The following is a 19,419-nucleotide window of genomic DNA, read 5'->3' as shown; positions in this document are numbered from 1 at the left end:
AAAATACGGATCAAGTACCGAACGGAGTGATGGTCATCGAACAAACCATTCATTTAGCCCAAGAGATTGCCGAGAGAGTCATTCGAAGAGCCGGAAAAGTTGCCCAAGATCATTTTGATCAGATCACCTGCGCAGAGGAGAAGGGCGTCTATGGCGACGTAGTTACTGAAGTGGATCATGAAGCAGAGCGGATGATATGTGATGAAATTAGCATTCGTTTTCCCGATCATGAGATCCATAGTGAAGAGCGGGGGCATAACGGGCAGAAGAGTGACTGGCTGTGGATGATTGATCCGTTGGACGGAACAAACAACTTTGCCATTGGTCTACCGATATTTTCCGTTTCCATTACATTAATGTATCGTTCAGAACCTGTTCTCGGGGTTATTTACGAACCTCTGGTGGATCGTTTGTTTGTGGCATCACGCGGGAATGGGGCAAGTTGTAATCTGAACCCCATGAAAGTCCAAAAGAAAGAGCAGATTCATAAAGGCACCATTGGCTGGATTCAGGGGCATCAGGTGCAAAATGAGAAGAAGGCTGTACGACTGCGTCAACATCTGGATGTTCGCTTCAAACGAATGATGCGATTATGGGCTCCAACTTTACAGTGGTGCATGTTAGCTAAGGGAGATATTGACGGCATTGTGCTCTACAATTCGGAAGGAGACGATCTGTATTCAGGCATATTAATGGTGAAGGAGGCAGGTGCTATCGTTATGGATTTTGAAGGTAATCCCTTTGAAGGCATGAATTCAGAGCCATATCTGATTGCCTGTCATCCGGATCATCGTGAGTATTTCCTGAGTGTCGTTCGGGAGGGAATGAACTAATGATTAGCGAGCTTAACAAGCATGAATTCTATAAGGTGAGGCACATTACGGACTTAATCAGCAATCTTGAGGTGAAAGCTGTCGCATCCGGGCTGAATCCAGGCCGAATCTACGTTGATGACGCAACGAATATCACAGCAGCTTTAATTTGGGTGAAGGGACAAAACGGTTTTCAGTTGATCGGAGACGCCCGAAGTGAACCTTTTCTGAATGAATTGGAAGAGTTCATGAAAGAACATATAGAACCTGAATTATTAAGATTAAATATCCATACAGTCGAGGTGGGTGTGGCGGATGAAAGCTGGGAAGATGTGCTTCATCATATGGCAGCGAATAAAGAGCTCCATAGCGATATTCAGCATGTATTCACATTGGATTCAGACCAAGGTATGACTGAACATCTAAGTCATCCGGGTATTCATGAAGGGTATGCTTCTCAGAATGAGGTTGTCAGGCTTCTCAAATTAGACGAGGCATTACTGAAAGCTGGGAAGTTCAACAATCTATCTTTTCTGAAGGACAAAGTCTCACGCTTTTGGGATAACATGGATGAGTTCTTGGAACATGGCTTTGGATACATTGCAATACACGGCGAGGATATCGCGAGTGTTTGCTTTTCGGCGTTTATATCAGATCAGTGGCATGCCATTGATATTGAAACTATCGAAGCCTACAAGAGAAGGAATTACGGTGCACGGGTAGCGCGAGCATTTGTAGAAGAATGCAGGATTAAAGGTATTCATCCGTATTGGGACTGTTCCCCAGATAATGCAGGTTCAATTCGTTTGGCAGAGGGTGCGGGTATGTCGCTGAACTTTAATTACAGAGTTTACTGGTACAATCTCGTTTGATGGATTCGGAAAAGTACTGGAGGGAGAATGATCGTGAACGAATCACTACAGGAGCAGATTCAATTTTTGATTGAGATTGATAAACTGAAAACCATTGAACGAAAAACGAGAATCATCCATGGCGACAGACTCGAAAATGATGCGGAGCATTCCTGGCATCTGGCGATGATGGCCTTGATTTTGCAGAGTCACTCCAACAAGGAGGTGGATATTCTCAAAGTCATTAAGATGCTTCTCGTTCATGACCTCGTTGAGATCGATGCCGGAGATACATTTGCCTACGATACCGTAGGGTATACGGATAAATACGATCGCGAGATCAAGGCAGCGCATCGGTTGTTCGGGATATTGCCTGAAGAACAGGCCAAGGAATTGTTGAACCTGTGGCTGGAGTTCGAGGCAAAGGAGACCCATGAAGCACAGTTTGCCTCTTCGATGGATCGTTTGCAGCCGTTGATTCACAATCATCAGAATGAGGGAGATACGTGGCAGAAATACAATATTACGAGTGAACAGGTGTTAAATAGAAATCGTGAGATTAAGAACGGTTCCGAAACATTGTGGACGTACGCACAGCAGATTATCCAAAATTCCGTAGACAAGGGAATCTTGACCGAATCCAAGTCTTAGAGACACGTTGAACTTATCTGATTACAGACGGGGGAGAATCTTTATGGGATATATCATGGAGTTGAGGAAGCTGGTGGGGACGCGCCCTCTGATCATGGCTGGTTCATGTGTGTTGGTCTTCAATGAGCAGGGCCATCTGCTATTGCAAAGACGGACAGATAGTCTGGATTGGGGGACCCTTGGCGGATCATTGGAACCGGGAGAATCTTTGGAAGAAGCTGCTGCCCGTGAATTATATGAGGAAGCTGGATTGATAGCGGGTGCGTATAAACTCATTGCCGTTTTCTCAGGTCAGGATATGTATTACAAGTATCCTCATGGAGATGAAGTATATAATGTCATGGCTGTCTATGAAGCTACTGAAATTCAAGGTGAACCAATCGTCATGGATGATGAAGGACTGGAACTGCGTTATTTTGATCTGAGCATGCCAATCCCAGAGATTAATCCGTTCACGGAATATGTGCTGAAAAAGGCGGGATATATTAACTAAGTAGTGAAAAGAGGTCGTATATGACAAAGGATTTTTATTGTGATGAAGTGCTTAATGGTAATACCAAAGTAAATATCGTCATGGAAACAGACAAGGTGCTGGCTTACCATCATACCCGACCATACTACAAACATCATATCGTTATTATTCCAAAGATCCATATCCAATCGTTCATTTCACAAGAAGAAGAGAATAATGATGAACTGCTACTGGAGATCATGCGCGTCATCAAAAAGATTGCTGCGGACATGGTTGCCCATACCGGGTCTTCGAAAATCGTAACTAACCTGGGCACTTACCAGGATTCAAAGCATCAACACTGGCATGTGGTAAGTGGTGAACGTATCCAATAGAATCAGTCTTAAGTAAAGTCTTCCAGCCGGATGTTCGGGGGAAGATTTTTTGATTTTAATGATTAGAATTCACTCTATCAAGAATGAGGAATTTGATTGAAGAAAGTAAAGGGAGGTAAAATATGCTAAAATAGGTTGGTGAATTAATAAGTTGAACTATTTATAAATCATGATGATCATATGAATTATGAATTCAGTACGTTGATAAAAAAGGAGGAATTGTGATGAGCTTTTCATTCATTTCAACATTCGCAGTTTTATTTAACTTGGTGTTATTCGGTTTGGGTGTATATGCCCTCATTTTATTTATCAAACTTGCTAAACGCGGGATTCAGGCGTTGGACATTTATCTATATGAGAAACGAGGAGAACGGTTCTAAGCTGTAGAAATATCCCTCAACAATAGAATTATCATTTTTCTCTCAGTGTTTTATTGTTGCTCTATTGTTATGATTAACTCATCATTCAACTAAAGAGAGGGTAAATGACATGGATACTTTTTTAGAGCAAATCAACGAATTGCAGGTGCTACAAAAGGATTTGGTCAGTATACATCCCTTATTCGCAGAGCATTATCCCGTGGTTGTAGCATTTGAATCTTTGTTATATATCTATGATTATTCGTCCAAGACGGAGCAATATGAGTGGGTAAAAACCGTCCCGGATGACCTGAACATTCCCGATGAGTGCCTTGCAGCGTTCCCGGTACATCACATGGATGAACGGATATGCGCAGTGGTGACGGATGCAGCATTCCAAAATTTCGAGCAGAAAGTCTACCTCTTTCATGAGTTTGTCCATTGTTACGTATATGAACAATATAGCCATATTAGTGAACGTCTTGAGATCAAACGCCGGATGGAGCAAATCAAACGTGTCACATGGGAACTGGATTATGAGTTTCCTTATGACCATGAGATGGTTGTCCAGCGAATTACTTCGTTGTTGTCAGCCTTGAAGAGCGGGGATCTCTTACAAGTGAAAGAGGCGAGAGTAGCCCTGTTTAGTTCTTTGAGTGAAGAACAAGGGGAGTACTTCAACTGGCTGGAGTGGAACGAAGGGTACGCGAGATATATGGAGAATCGGATTCGGGAGCAATGGGGACTCGAAATCAATCATATGGGGGATTCAGCCCCGTTTAATCGTCTTGTTTTCTATGAATGTGGGTCGGAATACATAAGCCTGCTCATTAAGGAACAGCCGGAACTTCATACGGATTTGGAGCAGTTATTTGAGGTAATCCAAACAGAGCGAGTGCGGGGCAGAGGCTAAATTGTTTCTTTTGTATGTGTAACAGATTTTGCGAAAAAGGAGAATGATCTCTATGCCACTGCCAATGGTCCATTTAAATGTAGCTGTTCTTTTTGCTGAATCCTTGCAAGGACATGTTGAGCGAGGTCCGTTCTATCTGGGGAATATTGCACCTGACTCCATTCATATGCGCGAGGGCTGGACAAGAGCGGATAAGGAAAACACCCATTTTAATCCCAAGTCTGAAGGGGATCACGTTGAGCAGCTAAAAGAACGTTATTTAACCTACATTCAGCTGCACGTAGATGAGAGATGGAAGTGGTTTGTGCGAGGCTACTTTATGCATGTCCTGACGGACTTTTACTGGTTCAGAAGTGTTCATCCGGCATTTGTGAAGCAGGTTACCATGACGGACCAAGATTCGGGTATAAACCGAACCAAGGATGAACTTGGACGTCTGTATTACCAGGAGACGGATCAGATTGATTTTAACCTCTATCAACAGGCGAGTTGGAGTGGAGAAGTCTGGCAGGTGCTTGAAACCGCGTCTGGCTATGATATTGCTGATCTATTAACCGCAGAGGAGATTCTCCGCTGGCGTGATCATACGTTTTCTTTTTTTAATGAGCGCGCCAACGAACCCGGTATTATTCCTCAGTACATTACGGATGTGAAGATAAGTACTTTTGTAGATGATATCGTACAGCGTTTGAAAGTGCTGTTCCATGGGTGGGACATTGAGCTGCAGCACGCGAACATAAGCATCCAGGCTAAATTACGATAATTACGTAGAGAGTTTACGCTCATGTGTTGAGCAGGATTGGGAGGTACATGTGCTGATGAAAAAAGTAAGGATTCTCTCAGCCCTCTTCGCGGTACTCCTTGCAGGACTTCTCACAGGCTGCAACCATTCAAATAGTACTAATTCTGATCCGATAGAAGCGTTACCTTCGCTCATCTCATTAACCTGCAACTCAAACTTCACAATTGAAGCGTGCGAAGATGTGGAATTCGAAGATCCTGTTGAGATTGGAATCGTTATCGAGGCTATAAACAAAGCAGAACGTATATCAGGAAGCCTTGATTATAGCGTGGAGTACAATATGGATTTAACAAATGCAGATGACTCCATAACCAAGTATGATTTGTCCATAGGCAAAGATTCCAAGCAGTCAGCCCTTCTGGTCAGCCATGAGGAAACCCACGTCGGATACAGTATACCCATCGAGAATTCTAACCAGGTAAGAAAACTGATTCAGAGTCATACGGACTAACATAGAAGATCACTGAATACATCGGTAAGCAGTTTACTATATAGGTTTAACAAAATAATTTACACGATAACGGAGAGACAGTCATATGAGTCACCTGATTACCATTCAACCTTTAACATCATCGGATACGAAGAGTGCCTGCCAGGTATTCGAGACATCCATTACGAATGCATTTATAAAGGAGGGGCTAGGGTCCCTGCACGAAGACATACGCGATGAAATTGAACACAAAAAAGCGATGCTTCACCTAGCTTTACATCCTGACAACAACAAGGAATCGAGTGTCTTCTTTTTGCTTGCCAAAAGGGAAGATACCGTCGTGGGAACCATTTCCTATGGGCCTTGCGGTAAGGAGATTCAAGAATGCACAGCCAACCAACTGAACCAAGTAGGGGAATTGGGCAGTCTCTACGTTTTGCCAGAGGTACAAGGTCAGGGGATTGGTTCTGCTCTTATTCAGGCCCTCGCTGCTGAACTTCACAGGCGTGAGATTACGCAATTTTGTCTGGATAGCGGCTACCGGACAGCACAGAAGAAATGGCAGCGAAAGTTCGGAGAACCCTACGCCGTGGCAAAGAACTATTGGGGTGAAGGAACAGACCATATGGTGTGGTTATGTGAAGTGAAGGATTTTGTTGCAAAATAAAATGACCCAAGAGATGACAACCTGTACTGAGCAGGGGTCATCTCTTTTACTAAGCTAATCTTTCTGCATCGGTAGAGGACTATGCTTCGTACTGTAAGAAAAGGAGTGAATATATGCAGCAGCAAATACAGTGGAATACACCTGAGCAACGTTTATCGCCGAATGCCATAACCATATGGAGAATCAGTGCGATTATATCGAACGGAATAGGATTGATCGTGCTTGCAGCACTGCTGGTTCTGGATTCCATCTATGGATGGAAGGCGTGGATTGGTTGGTTGTTGTGGGGAGTGACTGTCATTTCAGTGCTCTATGCGGTATGGGAGATTTTCATCCGACCTTCATTGTTATACAAGCATTGGTATTACGATGCCAATGAGGAGTTCTTGCAATTGAAGCACGGGGCTTTGAAAAAGGTACATCAGATCATCCCTATGGCCAAAATACAATCCGTCACGACGAACCAAGGCCCCCTTTTGAGAAAATATGGCCTGTATTCTGTATCGGTGGGCACGATGGGTTCATCTCATACGATCCCGGTGCTGCCAGAGGAAGTTGCACTTGAATTGCGCCATCAGATTGCTTCCTATGCGAGGATTAACGAGGTGGATGAATGAACGAGATGAAGAGACAGCACCCGTTAGCCATGCTTTGGAGTTTGTGGAAACTGGTGAAAAATTCTTTTGCATTTATCGTTTTTTTATTTATTCTCCGTCATGGCTCGGCGTCTACGTGGATTATGTATGGCAGAATCGTCTTTTATGTGGCTATCGGGCTTAGTGTGATAAGCATAATTTGGAGCTGGTTTACGCTACGTTATACCGCAGATGAGAAGGCTTTCCAGATCTACAGTGGAGTGTTCAATCGGACAAGGAGAACGATACCTTATACCAAAATTCAGAACGCGAACCGGCATACATCGTTGTTTCATCGTTTGTTCCGAGTCACTTCCATTCGTTTTGAGACGGGAATTAAGGGAGAAGATGCTTCTTTTCAGTTACAAGCGGTTACGCGTTCTGAAGCAGATCGGCTTGATAGGATTGTAGCAGGACATGTGTCGGAAGCAGTTGTGAGCAGTGATGTTACGGAACAAATCGTGGAATTAGAAAATCAGCCCGAAAACGTAACAACGGAAGAAGAGATTTCGCTGCCCATAAAAGAGGAGCTTGAGCGGGATGTCCACTATCAGTCTACCCGCAAGGATATATTCAAAGCTTCGTTTACTTCACTCAGCTTTCTGGTACTTATTCCGATTCTGGGATCTCTCTATTCTTCGATAAAAGATTTCTTTCCTAATGAAAAAGTAACGGAAAGTCTCGTATTAACGTGGTTGGACACTTGGTGGATTGCCGCATTAATGATCACAGGACTTATTGCTGTTTCCATTATGCTTGGTATTGTCAGAACCTTTGTGAAGTATGGCGATTTCCAAATATCCTCTGATCGCAAACGGATCTATATTACGAAAGGCATGTTGGAACAGACTGCATTTTCGATTCTAAAGGAACGGGTTCAGGCAGTAAAAATCACGCAGTCTCCGATGAAAAGGATGCTTGGACTGGCAGAAGTGGAACTAACGACCGCAGGTGGAGTAGGTGAATCCGAGCAGGAGGTAAATACGCTCTATCCCTTTCTGCCTGTGAAGCAAGCGTATGATATGATCTCCGAGATTTTGCCATCCTATCAGGTTACGCAGGAGATGCAAAAGCTTCCACGAAGATCATTATGGCTGCGCTTGCTGACACCAAGCTGGGTGTGGATCATTGCATCTGGGTTATTGTTTTATTTCAAACCGGTGATTTTGGGACAGAATCAGGCATGGTGGATGATTTCCATTATTCTGTTACTGTGGATTGTCATATGCAGAATAGCTGATTTCTCCCATACACGATATACCTTGAATCAGAATTTCATCCAGTTGCGAACCGGTGCGTTAACCTCAACACTATACATCTCCAAGCGGGAGAAAGTCATTGAGGTACAGATTACCCGTCATCTGCTGCAGCGCTGGTTTGGTGTTGCTTCGATTCAAACCGTAAATCGTGCCAAACCTGTTCTAAATCACACGATAAATGATATTCCGCCTGAAGCCGTAGAGGCATTTCAGTTGTGGTACATGGAGCGAAGGCAGAACGTCCAGACCCGTTAAGGTAAAGGCAAGTGCAGGAAGACTGCCAAGTTTACTATGCACTTGTCTTTTTTATTGAAGATCGATGCTTACTTGCTATATCAATTGAACTAAATATTTACACGAGAACGGAGAGGACAGAAATAACCTGAAGAAGCGGAGCTACAAGCTTTCTGTAAAGAAAGCTGCATCGGAAGCATATCCCTCGCCTTTATCCCCGGATTTTCCCCTTTGAAAAATAGGAATCCAAAAAATCTGGGGATAACAGCGATCGGAAGGTTGCTCTGTCATAGGAGTGGCAAGTGTAAATATTCTTTAGTTCAATTGATATGCTTAGGAGGTGTTCCATTGATTAAAATCGTATTTATGGACGTGGACGGTACGTTACTTAGTGAGAAGGATCGAAGTCTCTCCCCAGGAACAGAGGATTCGGTTCGAAAATTGGTTCGTAGAGGGATACGAGTCGTTCTGGTCACTGGCCGACCGTATAATTTATGTGGAGATTTCATGAAGCTTGGAATAGACACCATAATTTCAGCTAACGGGGCATTGATCAAGATCGGTGAAGAAGTGATACATAAATCGGTGCTTTCTGCACGAATGGTTAGAGAGTTCAGTGAATTTGCCGAGCTGAATGGAAGCAGTATTTCTTATTTTACAGAGTCATTCGAGATGAATGGCTTATGCACAACGGATGTGCGTGTCACTGATGCATTGAGAGAAACGCTCGGTCTGATGGAGTATCCGGTGGCCATCCCTTCTTTGGAACAAGAAGTGTATTGCATTTGTTTATATGCCGATCAAGCCGAGGCGGAGAAATTCCATTCCAGATTCCCTGTATTAAAATTCGTAAGGTTTCATCCTTATGTGTCTAACGTACTGGAAGAGAACGTAGTATCCAAATCGATAGCGGCAGAGAAAGTGCTCGCCCACCTGAATATATCGAAAGAGGAAGCAATGGCTTTTGGGGATGGTGAAAATGATATTGATTTGCTAGAGTACGTGGGTCTCGGCATTGCGATGGGAAACGGGGGAGAACGTGTCAAACAAAGTGCAGACTATGTCACGCTGCGAGCAAGTGAAGATGGCATCACCCATGCGTTAAGGGAGTTTAAAATGATAGAATAAGCAAATTTTGGAGTAATAGGGATATCCTAATTATGGGTTTTCCTGTAGAATGATGGAGGATGAATTAAGCCCTAAAGCATAGGGTGTGATCGAAGGGTGACTTATGAAAAAGGTTGTTATTGTAATCCTGTCTCTTGTCGTACTTATTGGTGTATCTTCTTCAGCTTATGCCCATTCAGGCAGACTGGATAAAAATGGTGGACATAATTGTTCCGCGAAATCCAAACAAAAGGGCCTGTGCACAGGCTACCATTATCACAAAAAGAAGAAATGAAAATGAGCTTTACAAGGTAAACCCGGCCCGGGTCTGATCTATGGTTGGGTTTGCATGTTTATAATTCATGGTCGTGTTGCAGCTAACAGAATAGACTAAACATTACGATAGAGGTGAGCTGTATTATGATGTTTATCGGAATTATTTGTATGATTATTATAACGATCACACTCATCAGCATAGAAAGTAAAACTAAACACTTAGTTCAAGAGCAGGTCGAAACGAATCGGAAACTGGAGCTATTATTGAGAAAAGAACATTGATGACAAAGAATCGATGTGCGATCGAACCCGCTACAGCATCGGATATCCCGCATATATGGCAGGTCGCTAAAGAGCATTCTTTTGTAGATGAGTCATCTGTTTTGATCCGGAATATCCATTTTTTGAAATTGACTTCGATACAGCCCGAAAACGTTTTGCAGATTAGACAGGAGGAGAATGACGATGGATCATATTAAAGCGATTATTTTTGATCTGGACAATACGATTCTCAACAGAACAAGCACCTTTGAAGGCTTCGGCCAGAGCTTGATCAAGACTTATTTTGCTCATCTTGAGACTACGGATGATATCCTCAAAAGAATCATTGAGCTGGATGAGGACGGTTACAAGGACAAAGGGGTGTTGTTCAACGAACTGCTGCATGAATTACCTTGGGCTGAGAACCCACCTCACGCGGAGCTGATGAAGTTCTATGGCAGAGAGTATGTGAGAAGTGCTGTACTGATGGAGCAGGCGCGAGAAGTGGTTCAGCATCTCAGAGGAAAATATAAAACAGGTTTAATCACCAATGGTAAGACCGAGATTCAGTACGGCAAAATCGACCAACTTGGCATTCGGGATGATTTTGATCATATTATCGTTTCGGAAGAGGCTGGGGTCAAAAAGCCTGATCCTCGTATTTTCAAACTGGCACTGGATCATTTCGACCTCTCACCCGAGCAGTGTATCTACATTGGAGACCATCCCGTAAATGATGTTGAAGGCGCAGCAAAGGTAGGCATGAGCACGATCTGGATGAAGGTCAACCAACCTTGGCAGGACAGCATTACGATCAAACCATTGCATGCTATTGAGCATCTTGGTGAATTAAAGGATTTGCTTTAGGGCAGATAGACACAGATTCGATTGAAACAGTCCTATTACATAATAGAACACGAAAGGAAGGTGCACATGGAGATCAGACAAATGGCTACTGCTTTTTTGAGTAATGGAAAAGACATGTTGATGATGAAGAAGGCAGGCAGCAAGCTGTTCGATTTTGAGTTCTGGGGTGGTATTGGCGGGCATCTGGAGCACGGCGAGCTTAACTCACCAATGACCGCCAGTTACCGGGAGATTGAAGAAGAGACGGGGTTCAAGCAAGCGGAAATTGATAATTTCCGTCTTCGATATGTGCTGTTGCAGTATAGTGACGGTGAAGTTCGGCAGCAGTTTGTATATTTTGGTGAGACGACACATCGAGCATTTATTCCATCAGATGAAGGAGATTTATTTTGGATACCTTTGGATGAGCTGCTGGATTTACATACATCCATTCTGATTAAAGCTGCGATCCGGCACTTTTTGCAGAACCAGGGGACCGACGAGATCTGGATCGGGAATGTTCTGAATGGAGAAGGGGCAGCAGCCAAACCAAGGGTAGCATGGAGCATCTTGCAAGACACGATATCATTTGAACCTGTTGTATAAAAAAAAGACCCCCTTGGCCAGGAAAGCGATCTATTTCTGTTGGGAAAAGCCATACTTCAACCGATTGTAGTCTGCAGATCTAAAGAGTGAGGATGTCAGCACATCCCCGCTCTTTTTATGATGTAATCATTGGAAGGAGGAAGGATGTTGATATCCAAACTTCAACAGGTGGGTTCGGGGTAGTAGTAATCACCCGTTATTCATTTTGATAATTTAATGAAAATCAAGCTGTGATGATTCGATCTTTCGTGCGTCTTCTCCGATTCTCGATGGCTTCCTCATAATCTTCGACCAACCTGTCAAAAATGTCATCCCACGAACGCTGTTGAGCAAGTTTTCGCCCTTCAAGTCCCATCCCCCTCAGATGATCCACATGATCTTCCCAGAGGCATATCTCCCGAATCAATGCATCCGCACGGCCAGGCTCAAACAAAACACCGCTTTGATGGTGTGCAACCAAGTCTTTTACACCACCTCCATTCGCTGCGAGAACCGGCAATCCTGAAGCCATCGCTTCCAGCACCACATTGCCAAATGTTTCTGTTGGGGAAGGAAACACAAAGAGATCTGCCGAAGCATACATAACAGCAAGCTCCTCACCATGCAGGTACCCTGTAAAGGTGACATTGGGTGGGGATTGCACACGCATTTTGGGAAGTAAAGGCCCATCGCCTACAATGATCCAGTGAACACGGGATTGCATATGTTCTGGCAACTGCTGCATGGCAAGGGTGAAGGTAGCGATATCTTTTTCTGGGGCAATTCGTCCAACGTAGAGTAAAATTAGAGGCGCTGTTATATTATAACGGCTGCGGATATCGGAGCTTCGTTTATCAGGTGAATACAGGCTGCAATCGATCCCGCGAGACCATAGCTTCAGACGCTGAATCCCTTTGGATTGCAATGAGTTTAAGGTCTCCTGAGACGGTGTTAATGTTGCATCACAAGCCCGGTGGAACCATTGAATGTACTTCCAGTAGAGAGAGATAATGCTGTTTAACCTGTAGTATTCGAGGTAACGATCAAAGTGGGTATGGTAGGAGATGACATGTGGAAGCTGGTGCTTGAGCGCATACCTGAGACCAAAAAGACCCATATTGAACGGAGTGGCGATATGCAGCAGATCTGGCTGAAAGGTCTTTAGCTCCCGATGGATGGATGCTCGATTAGGTAAGGCAATACGACATTCCGGATAGAGAAAAAAGGGGATGTTGGTAACCGAACGGACCGGAGCGGCATCGTTGCCTTCAATAACAGACTGCGGTGTGAATAGCAGATGCTCAATTCCTTTGCGGTTCAAGTGATTACTCAAGCGGTGCAGCGTACCGGCAACACCATTGGTATCCGGAACATAGGTGTCGGTGAACAAGGCCAGGCGCATCATAACCCCTCCCAAGACTCTTGATGACAAGATCATAACAGCGGATCATTTTCCAGCAGTCAAATGCAGGTTAACTTTATCTGTATTTCGTGTAAAGTGTGCAGGCGATTGATTGGGTGCAAACGTACAACGGATAAACTTATATAACCTATTCTGCTATGATGTAAAGGCGTTTAGTTATAGTGGACCCGTGTGAAATCATTCGTCCAACTTATATATAGAGAGAGATACAGGAGGCAGAGAGAGATGAACAAATTACAGGAAGAATTACAGCAATTGTTACCCTTGGATCAGCTTGAAAGCATGTCGGGTGAAGAAGTGGTGGGAAGTGTAGCCATGGATCTGTATCGTGCGGAATTTGCGACTATTCGGGAATGCGGACCTGAACTTCCACAGGTTTTGCGAGATACTATTCTAATCGTAGATCTGGATACAGAGCTGTCCATGAGTGGCATCACTGGTTTTCTTGAAAATGCAAGCGGACAGTTTCTGGGTGAAACGACGGAAGCAATGCAGCGCATAGGTAATGATGCGGATGCAGAGATTCTGAAGAACATCCAGCATATGTTATCCGAAAGTGGTGTGACACCTGAGCAATTAAGAGAGAATGTGAATGCACTCTCCGAACAGGATGTAACGACGACCCTGAATACGCATGGACAACAGATCCATGAGGTTTTGCAACGGGTGGAGCTGGAAGCGGGTCATTTAAGCATGCAATCGGATAATGAAGAGGTGTTTGAACTCCTTTATCAATATGTGGATACGAACAAAGAGCGCCTGAAACAGGAGCTGGAGCAGCTCTTGTCGAATTGAATCTGACAGGCAGGAGGGCGTCACTATGATTGTGATGATTAATGGGGCATTTGGCTCGGGCAAAACGTCTGCTGCAACCAAGCTGCAGCCGCGAATTCCGAACAGCATGATCTACGATCCTGAAGAGATTGGTTACATGTTAAGAAACGTGATTGTGGATGACGTCAAGATGGAAGTGGAGAAAACGGACGATTTTCAGGATATGGAGCTGTGGAAAGTCCTTACCGTGAAGGTCGCCCGTGAAATCAGACAGAAGTATGACAAACATCTGATTGTTCCGATGACCATCTACAAGTCAGAGCAGTTCAGTTATATCCATCGTGGTCTGAGGGAGCTGGACGCGGATCTTTTACATTTTACCCTGATGACATCGATGGAAACATTACATGAGAGATTGTTGAAGCGCGGGGATAAGCCTGGAGGATGGACTTTTAAACAAGCGGTTAAGTGTGTCGAAGCATTCCATGGAGCACGCTTTGAAGAGTACATTCAAACGGATGACCAAACAACAGATGATGTGGTGAATGTTATCATTTCCAAAGTGTTGCCAAACCGTAAATGAGGAGGCAAAATAATGAGTATCAATAAACGATTAGGTGTGGAATCCCTGTTGGTAACTTTGCTATTTACACTGGGTTTTATGGCTTGGAATGTTGTTCAAGGCATGTTAATGACGCTTAATTATGTACCTGAAATGAACAACGATTCATCCGTCACGATGTTGCAGTCCAAGGTTGCTTTTGGCTCTATTGCCCGTTGGGATATGACTTCCATTCTGATCGCTGCTGTTGGATTTCTCTTGCTTGCTGCTGCATACTATGGTCTTCGTTCGGGGATACAGCGCTGGACACAGCGTTCTTGAGGTAGGCTTTGTTTATTAATAAAAGAAAAACATAGCCAAAAAACAGTTCTATACCAATGAAAGTTGGTAGGAGAACTGTTTTTTGTTTTTTGGTCTATTTTTAATAGATTATAGATGCTTGGAAATGACTTCTTCCAGACCTTGAGCGACCGAATGTGCACCCCGTGCAAGGTGTCTCTCGTAGAGATGCAGACGGACAAAGCTCTCGTCTGTGCCCATCGCCTCAGAGAAAATGCCACCGAGACCACGTGCGCGGCGGTCGATCTGAAGTAACAGTTCCAGCGAATCCCCCATCGGGTAGAACAGTACTTCCAGCTCATCCAAATAACCGCGGAACTTGCTCGTGGGCACGAATTCAAATTCCTGTACAAAGGGAAGATTACCACCAAGCTTTGGAGCATAGTCATTGGTCACTTCACGCAGCTTGAAACCAAGGAGGTCAATTGCATCAAGCACGGTATTCATATCTTTTGTAGGAACGACGTGCAGTCTGTCCCGGTCTGAGGGGTCCATGGCGCTTGAGATATCGAGGCCCGTTTCAACCCATACTTCTGCACGGTGCAGTGTAATTGGAAGATTTTCGGGCAGATCGAATGAGAAGGATTTCTCCAGTTTGGCACCAGGCTGTAATATAAAACCTTCTGTAAGCAAGTATTTGGCTACAACGGCAGTTTCATTTACTTTTCGATCATTGTGCTCCCGTAGGTAATGGGTTTTGATCGTAAGGTAGATTCGGTCTACATTCTGTTCCACGTCTCCACCCTCGATGTACACGATCCCAGAGATGACTCCTCCAGGCGTAACCTCAGGTGTATGTAATTCTGTATTTACTTTGGCTGCTCCAACACCTACACTGGCTAACATTTTCTTGAAAAAAGACATTCGTTCAACCTCCACATCCTATTGGTTTATTCAGGGGAAAAATACGACTTCGACCTTAATACGGAGCCTACGAGAGAAGCGTTTCAAATTTTAACAAGCATAAGATGAGAATGGTTAAAACTCTTTGACGAAAAAAAAGTTAACCTGAGGAACAGGGGAATCAACTTGTCTGTGTCGAATGTTGTTTAATATGGGATTTTCTTCTGGGGGGATATCTATTGGGCATGGAATGGTATGACATGATCGCACGGCGTAACGGAGGATACAAGGGCAGGTCGGTTTTTACCTGGGAGGGTAATTCGGCAGAAGATGTATTTGAAGCCCGTTTGATGCAGTTGCTTCCTCAGCATAATTCGGTGCTTGATGTGGGTTGTGGTCATGGTGAATTTACATTAAAAGTGTCGGCTTATACCGGTCATATTACGGGTTTAGACAACTCGAAGGAGCTGCTGCGTATTGCACAGGCTAGCCTTGAAGCCAGTAACATCAGAAATGTTGATTTTGTCTGCGCCACAACCAAAACGGAGTTGCCCTTCGAAGACGAACAGTTCGACCTGATCTATGACCGGAGAGGACCTACGTCCATTATTGAACATGGGAGATTGCTCCGAAAGGGTGGCGTGATCTTTGGTATTCATACCGATGTAAGCAAAGTACAGGAAAGGTTGCGCACGAATCAGTATGAAGACATTGAGATTGAGGAATTCAACGAGGCCTTAATGGTTTTCTCGGATGAAAAAGAGTTTGCTATCTTTCTTTCCGATATTCCCGGAAACCCGGATTACACGCGGCCTGAGTACCATGAACAGCTTCAAGTTAAGCTGAAGGAAAATCAGATTGAGGGGAGAATTGCTGTGCGTGAGCACAAATATATCTGGAAGGCCCATGTCAGCAAATAGCGTTATCCATACGATTAAATATGGTTTGAATACACATAGTGATTGGTCTGCTTCTCAGGAACTGGACAGAGTTACACAGACCCTAATGGAGAGTGAATTACTTCAGACTTACGGTTAATCAGCTTGGGGGTTAAATGCATGCGAAGAAGTACGATATTTTGGATGACTGGCATTGCAATTATTATTGTAGCAGTGTTTCTTGTATATAATAATCTGGCTCCAGGCGTTACAGCGCAGGATGTTAACATGAAGGGCACGATTCGGCAGACAGCAACGGATGAATACGAGGTGCAATTAACCATTACTCGCACAAAAGAAGAGAAGGGCTTGCACATGGTATATCCCTTTGTACCAGGCTGGGGTTCAATATCTTTTAATGACAAAGAGGATAACCGATTTATTCAACCTACTTCCGTCGGCAGCACAGGTGCAATGGAAGAAATTCTTCGTCAGGCATTACAGGGGCAGTCGTCAACGGCGATTACTGAATTTGCAGGGTTCTCCATACCTGATGCAGTGGGTACTTACAAGATGCGTTTTACCATTCATCCTTTGGGTGATGAAGCAGAACCGATTCGGATACCCATGATCTATTATGTTCATCAGGAAAAAGTGTTAGGCAAGGACCTGAGCTGGGTCTCTGGAGAGCCATTGGAAATCATTAAGGAGTATGCGGAATGATGCTAATTTATCAATCGAATGAGATTATCGTACGTTTATTGGATGAAATAGATGAGCAGCGACTTGTTCAATGGTTGTCTGACCCTAAAGTGCTCCAATATTACGAAGGCCGTGATCGGCCGCATGATCTGAATATGGTCAGAGCGAATTTTTATACACAGGACGATGCTGAGTATCGTTGTATGGTTGAATATGAAGGTAAACCAATCGGCTATATCCAGTTCTATGAATTGGAGGAGGAAGAACGAAATGAGTATGGTTACGGAGACACGGATGAAATCATCTATGGAACAGATCAGTTTATTGGAGAGGCTGATTATTGGAACCGCGGTATTGGCACACAACTAGTACAATCCATGTTGGCCTATCTGGTCAACGAGAGGCAAGCCCGGAAAGTGGTCATGGACCCGCAAACGTGGAACGATCGTGCCATAGCCTGTTACGAGAAGTGTGGTCTCAGGAAGGTCAGACTTTTACCAGAACATGAGCTGCACGAAGGGCAGATGAGAGACTGCTGGCTGATGGAGTATGCCCCTTAGGCAGAGCACTATGGTATTTTATTGAATCAATTAACCAAGGAGGAATGATCGATGGATTTGAGATACCCGATTGGATCATTTGTACATACGGGCGAGGTCACACCAGAGCAGCGGAAGCAATGGATTCAGGATATTGCCGAGCTGCCGGAGCGTGCCCGCGAAGCGGTCAAAGGATTGAGTGAAGAACAATTGAGGTTGCCTTACCGGGAAGGGGGCTGGATGCTCAAACAGGTCATACACCATATGGCAGATAGCCACATGAACAGCATGGTTCGTTTCAAGCTGGCGCTGACCGAGGATAATCCCACGATAAGACCATATTACGAAGAGCGGTGGGCTGAACTGAGTGATTCGCGGGAGCTGGACGTCGAGCTTTCCTTGCAGATCCTAGATGCGTTACATCGTCGTTGGGTAGCGCTATTAGACACATTAACGGATGCAGACTATGCCAAAACCTTTTATCATCCCGCATCCAAAGAAACGACCAGATTGGACTATAATTTGGGCGTATACGCCTGGCATGGTAGACATCACGTTGCCCATATCACCTCGCTTAGAAGCAGGTTGGGAATCTAACAGTGAGATATGTGAGGTGTAATTACTAATGATAGAGCAACAGTGGCTGGAACTAAGTGAATTTCATGAATTGGAACAAGAGATTCAGTTTGTCATCATGGTTTCTCAGTTCCAGGAAAAATACGTCATGGTTCATAACCTTAAACGTGGAGGATGGGAATTCCCAGGAGGTAGTCGCGAAGCTGGCGAATCTGTTCTTACAGCTGCTGGAAGAGAACTGTATGAAGAGACAGGGGCAATGAAGTTTATGCTTGAACCTTTCGGAATCTATGAAATGAACGGAAAACTTGGCATGGTCTATTATGCGAATATTACGGAATTCCGTGCTGTATCGATGGAACCTAATTCGGAAATTGGTGCGATAAAAATGGTGGATATACTGCCAGAGGGTATGAGTTTTGGAGACATGTTTTATTCTTTATTGCATCAGTGGAAGGGGTATTCTGCCAAAGGAACACGCGAACACTTTGTGGATCTAAATTTGTCTGAATATCTATAACTATTAAGGAGATTACTTCAATGAATATACATATCAGACTATTGAATGAAAGCGACCCAGTGATCATATCTCAAGCGTTTCAGGAACAGGGCTGGGAGAAATCAGCAGAGCAGTATTTGCACTATCTTGCAGAACAGCAGAATGGTGAGCGGGTGACTCTGGTAGCGGAGCTTAATGGAGTTTTTGCCGGATACGTGAATGTATTGTGGAAGTCGTACTACCCATCATTCAGGGAAAAGGGCATTCCGGAAATCAATGATTTTAATGTGCTGATCAAGTATCAGCGTCAGGGAATAGGCACACGGTTGATGGACCGGGCAGAAGAAGTGATTCAGGAGAGAGCCGATACAGCAGGGATTGGTGTCGGGGTGTTTTCCGATTATGGCAAAGCTCAAATTCTGTATGCCCGTCGTGGATATATTCCGGATGGTCAGGGTATTCACAAGCATGATCGTTATCTCAAGTGGGGCGATGAAACGACCATTGATGACGATGTCGTACTGTATCTTACGAAGAAGTTAAGCTAATTGGACCCTCAACAATGATGAATAACGACGTCTGGGAGATAGAGGATTTCTTTCTTCTGAACGTCGTTTTTTCAATAGGATACAGGCTATTTCCGGCTAGAATTGTACAAGGAAAATAGAGTAAGATTGGGTGAAAATGTTATAATAGAGTGTAGTTAATTTGCGCATAAACCGTGATGAAGCGGGCAATTGGTGTGTACAG

27 protein-coding genes are annotated in these 19,419 nt (G+C 44.2%); 25 read left to right on the top strand and 2 right to left on the bottom strand.

Annotated features, from left to right (window positions below; translation table 11 throughout):
- Window positions 1-35: 35 nt before the first annotated feature.
- The 16 genes from PPA03S_RS04925 to PPA03S_RS04855 all read left to right on the top strand — a co-directional run bounded on the left by PPA03S_RS04925 (window position 36) and on the right by PPA03S_RS04855 (window position 11,555).
- Complete coding sequence (locus PPA03S_RS04925; protein WP_062320690.1) at window positions 36-833, top strand: inositol monophosphatase family protein; 798 nt, start codon at window positions 36-38, stop codon at window positions 831-833.
- Window positions 833-1,684, top strand: a complete 852-nt coding sequence (locus tag PPA03S_RS04920) for a GNAT family N-acetyltransferase (protein WP_062320419.1) — start codon at window positions 833-835, stop codon at window positions 1,682-1,684. The genes PPA03S_RS04925 and PPA03S_RS04920 overlap by 1 nt, the downstream gene beginning before the upstream one ends.
- 27 nt (window positions 1,685-1,711) lie before the next feature.
- Window positions 1,712-2,314 (top strand): HD domain-containing protein, encoded by a 603-nt coding sequence (locus PPA03S_RS04915; RefSeq protein ID WP_062320418.1) that lies wholly within the window; start codon window positions 1,712-1,714, stop codon window positions 2,312-2,314.
- 43 nt (window positions 2,315-2,357) lie between these two features.
- On the top strand, window positions 2,358-2,807 hold the full coding sequence (locus PPA03S_RS04910; RefSeq protein WP_062320417.1) for an NUDIX hydrolase: 450 nt from the start codon (window positions 2,358-2,360) through the stop codon (window positions 2,805-2,807).
- 20 nt (window positions 2,808-2,827) lie between these two features.
- Window positions 2,828-3,160 carry an HIT family protein gene (locus tag PPA03S_RS04905; protein WP_062320415.1) on the top strand — a complete coding sequence of 111 codons (333 nt, stop codon included), beginning with the start codon at window positions 2,828-2,830 and terminating at the stop codon, window positions 3,158-3,160.
- Between the two features lie 224 nt (window positions 3,161-3,384).
- Window positions 3,385-3,540: a hypothetical protein gene (locus tag PPA03S_RS33210; protein WP_162491041.1), complete on the top strand. Its 156-nt coding sequence runs from the start codon at window positions 3,385-3,387 to the stop codon at window positions 3,538-3,540.
- A 109-nt stretch (window positions 3,541-3,649) separates the two neighbouring features.
- Window positions 3,650-4,432, top strand: a complete 783-nt coding sequence (locus tag PPA03S_RS04900) for a hypothetical protein (RefSeq protein ID WP_062320414.1) — start codon at window positions 3,650-3,652, stop codon at window positions 4,430-4,432.
- 52 nt (window positions 4,433-4,484) lie between these two features.
- Window positions 4,485-5,195, top strand: coding sequence for a hypothetical protein (locus PPA03S_RS04895; protein ID WP_062320412.1), 711 nt, complete (start codon window positions 4,485-4,487; stop codon window positions 5,193-5,195).
- Between the two features lie 55 nt (window positions 5,196-5,250).
- Window positions 5,251-5,685 (top strand): YhfM domain-containing protein, encoded by a 435-nt coding sequence (locus PPA03S_RS04890; RefSeq protein WP_062320410.1) that lies wholly within the window; start codon window positions 5,251-5,253, stop codon window positions 5,683-5,685.
- 85 nt (window positions 5,686-5,770) lie between these two features.
- Complete coding sequence (locus tag PPA03S_RS04885; protein ID WP_062320408.1) at window positions 5,771-6,331, top strand: GNAT family N-acetyltransferase; 561 nt, start codon at window positions 5,771-5,773, stop codon at window positions 6,329-6,331.
- Window positions 6,332-6,444: 113 nt separating this feature from the next.
- A complete protein-coding gene (locus tag PPA03S_RS04880; protein ID WP_062320406.1) occupies window positions 6,445-6,948 on the top strand; it encodes a PH domain-containing protein in 504 nt (167 codons plus the stop codon).
- Complete coding sequence (locus PPA03S_RS04875; RefSeq protein ID WP_062320404.1) at window positions 6,945-8,480, top strand: PH domain-containing protein; 1,536 nt, start codon at window positions 6,945-6,947, stop codon at window positions 8,478-8,480. Before PPA03S_RS04880 ends, PPA03S_RS04875 begins: the two co-directional genes overlap by 4 nt.
- A gap of 327 nt (window positions 8,481-8,807) precedes the next feature.
- Window positions 8,808-9,587: a Cof-type HAD-IIB family hydrolase gene (locus tag PPA03S_RS04870; protein WP_062320402.1), complete on the top strand. Its 780-nt coding sequence runs from the start codon at window positions 8,808-8,810 to the stop codon at window positions 9,585-9,587.
- 103 nt (window positions 9,588-9,690) lie between these two features.
- On the top strand, window positions 9,691-9,861 hold the full coding sequence (locus tag PPA03S_RS32735; RefSeq protein WP_157283943.1) for a YHYH domain-containing protein: 171 nt from the start codon (window positions 9,691-9,693) through the stop codon (window positions 9,859-9,861).
- 446 nt (window positions 9,862-10,307) lie between these two features.
- Entirely contained in the window at window positions 10,308-10,970 is a 663-nt protein-coding gene (locus tag PPA03S_RS04860) for an HAD family hydrolase (protein WP_062320398.1), read from the top strand.
- Window positions 10,971-11,036: 66 nt separating this feature from the next.
- Window positions 11,037-11,555, top strand: a complete 519-nt coding sequence (locus tag PPA03S_RS04855) for an NUDIX domain-containing protein (RefSeq protein ID WP_245683513.1) — start codon at window positions 11,037-11,039, stop codon at window positions 11,553-11,555.
- A gap of 223 nt (window positions 11,556-11,778) precedes the next feature.
- Here PPA03S_RS04855 and PPA03S_RS04850 read toward each other — a convergent pair whose 3' ends face one another.
- Window positions 11,779-12,939, bottom strand: coding sequence for a glycosyltransferase family 4 protein (locus PPA03S_RS04850; RefSeq protein ID WP_245683512.1), 1,161 nt, complete (start codon window positions 12,937-12,939; stop codon window positions 11,779-11,781).
- 243 nt (window positions 12,940-13,182) lie between these two features.
- Here PPA03S_RS04850 and PPA03S_RS04845 point away from each other — a divergent pair, with 243 nt between their 5' ends.
- Genes PPA03S_RS04845 through PPA03S_RS04835 form a run of 3 tightly spaced genes read left to right on the top strand, consistent with a single transcriptional unit; the run spans window position 13,183 to window position 14,614 of the window.
- Window positions 13,183-13,752 carry a DMP19 family protein gene (locus tag PPA03S_RS04845; protein WP_062320394.1) on the top strand — a complete coding sequence of 190 codons (570 nt, stop codon included), beginning with the start codon at window positions 13,183-13,185 and terminating at the stop codon, window positions 13,750-13,752.
- A gap of 25 nt (window positions 13,753-13,777) precedes the next feature.
- Window positions 13,778-14,314 (top strand): AAA family ATPase, encoded by a 537-nt coding sequence (locus PPA03S_RS04840; RefSeq protein WP_062320391.1) that lies wholly within the window; start codon window positions 13,778-13,780, stop codon window positions 14,312-14,314.
- Window positions 14,315-14,326: 12 nt separating this feature from the next.
- Window positions 14,327-14,614, top strand: coding sequence for a hypothetical protein (locus PPA03S_RS04835; RefSeq protein ID WP_062320390.1), 288 nt, complete (start codon window positions 14,327-14,329; stop codon window positions 14,612-14,614).
- A 108-nt stretch (window positions 14,615-14,722) separates the two neighbouring features.
- Here the strand turns inward: PPA03S_RS04835 and PPA03S_RS04830 are convergent, their stop codons facing one another.
- Window positions 14,723-15,496, bottom strand: coding sequence for a sporulation protein (locus tag PPA03S_RS04830; protein ID WP_062320388.1), 774 nt, complete (start codon window positions 15,494-15,496; stop codon window positions 14,723-14,725).
- 224 nt (window positions 15,497-15,720) lie between these two features.
- Here PPA03S_RS04830 and PPA03S_RS04825 point away from each other — a divergent pair, with 224 nt between their 5' ends.
- From PPA03S_RS04825 to PPA03S_RS04800, 6 genes are all read left to right on the top strand, one after another.
- Window positions 15,721-16,395, top strand: coding sequence for a class I SAM-dependent methyltransferase (locus PPA03S_RS04825; protein ID WP_245683523.1), 675 nt, complete (start codon window positions 15,721-15,723; stop codon window positions 16,393-16,395).
- Between the two features lie 138 nt (window positions 16,396-16,533).
- Window positions 16,534-17,076 (top strand): hypothetical protein, encoded by a 543-nt coding sequence (locus PPA03S_RS04820; protein WP_062320385.1) that lies wholly within the window; start codon window positions 16,534-16,536, stop codon window positions 17,074-17,076.
- On the top strand, window positions 17,076-17,615 hold the full coding sequence (locus PPA03S_RS04815; protein WP_062320686.1) for a GNAT family N-acetyltransferase: 540 nt from the start codon (window positions 17,076-17,078) through the stop codon (window positions 17,613-17,615). Before PPA03S_RS04820 ends, PPA03S_RS04815 begins: the two co-directional genes overlap by 1 nt.
- Window positions 17,616-17,666: 51 nt before the next feature.
- On the top strand, window positions 17,667-18,191 hold the full coding sequence (locus tag PPA03S_RS04810; protein WP_062320383.1) for a YfiT family bacillithiol transferase: 525 nt from the start codon (window positions 17,667-17,669) through the stop codon (window positions 18,189-18,191).
- A gap of 28 nt (window positions 18,192-18,219) precedes the next feature.
- Window positions 18,220-18,690 (top strand): NUDIX domain-containing protein, encoded by a 471-nt coding sequence (locus tag PPA03S_RS04805; protein ID WP_062320381.1) that lies wholly within the window; start codon window positions 18,220-18,222, stop codon window positions 18,688-18,690.
- Between the two features lie 20 nt (window positions 18,691-18,710).
- Window positions 18,711-19,217: a GNAT family N-acetyltransferase gene (locus PPA03S_RS04800; protein ID WP_062320379.1), complete on the top strand. Its 507-nt coding sequence runs from the start codon at window positions 18,711-18,713 to the stop codon at window positions 19,215-19,217.
- Window positions 19,218-19,419: the final 202 nt, after the last annotated feature.

Source organism: Paenibacillus pabuli NBRC 13638 (assembly GCF_001514495.1).
GTDB classification, from domain to species: Bacteria; Bacillota; Bacilli; order Paenibacillales; family Paenibacillaceae; genus Paenibacillus; species Paenibacillus pabuli.
This window is presented reverse-complemented; position numbering and strand designations above follow the sequence as displayed.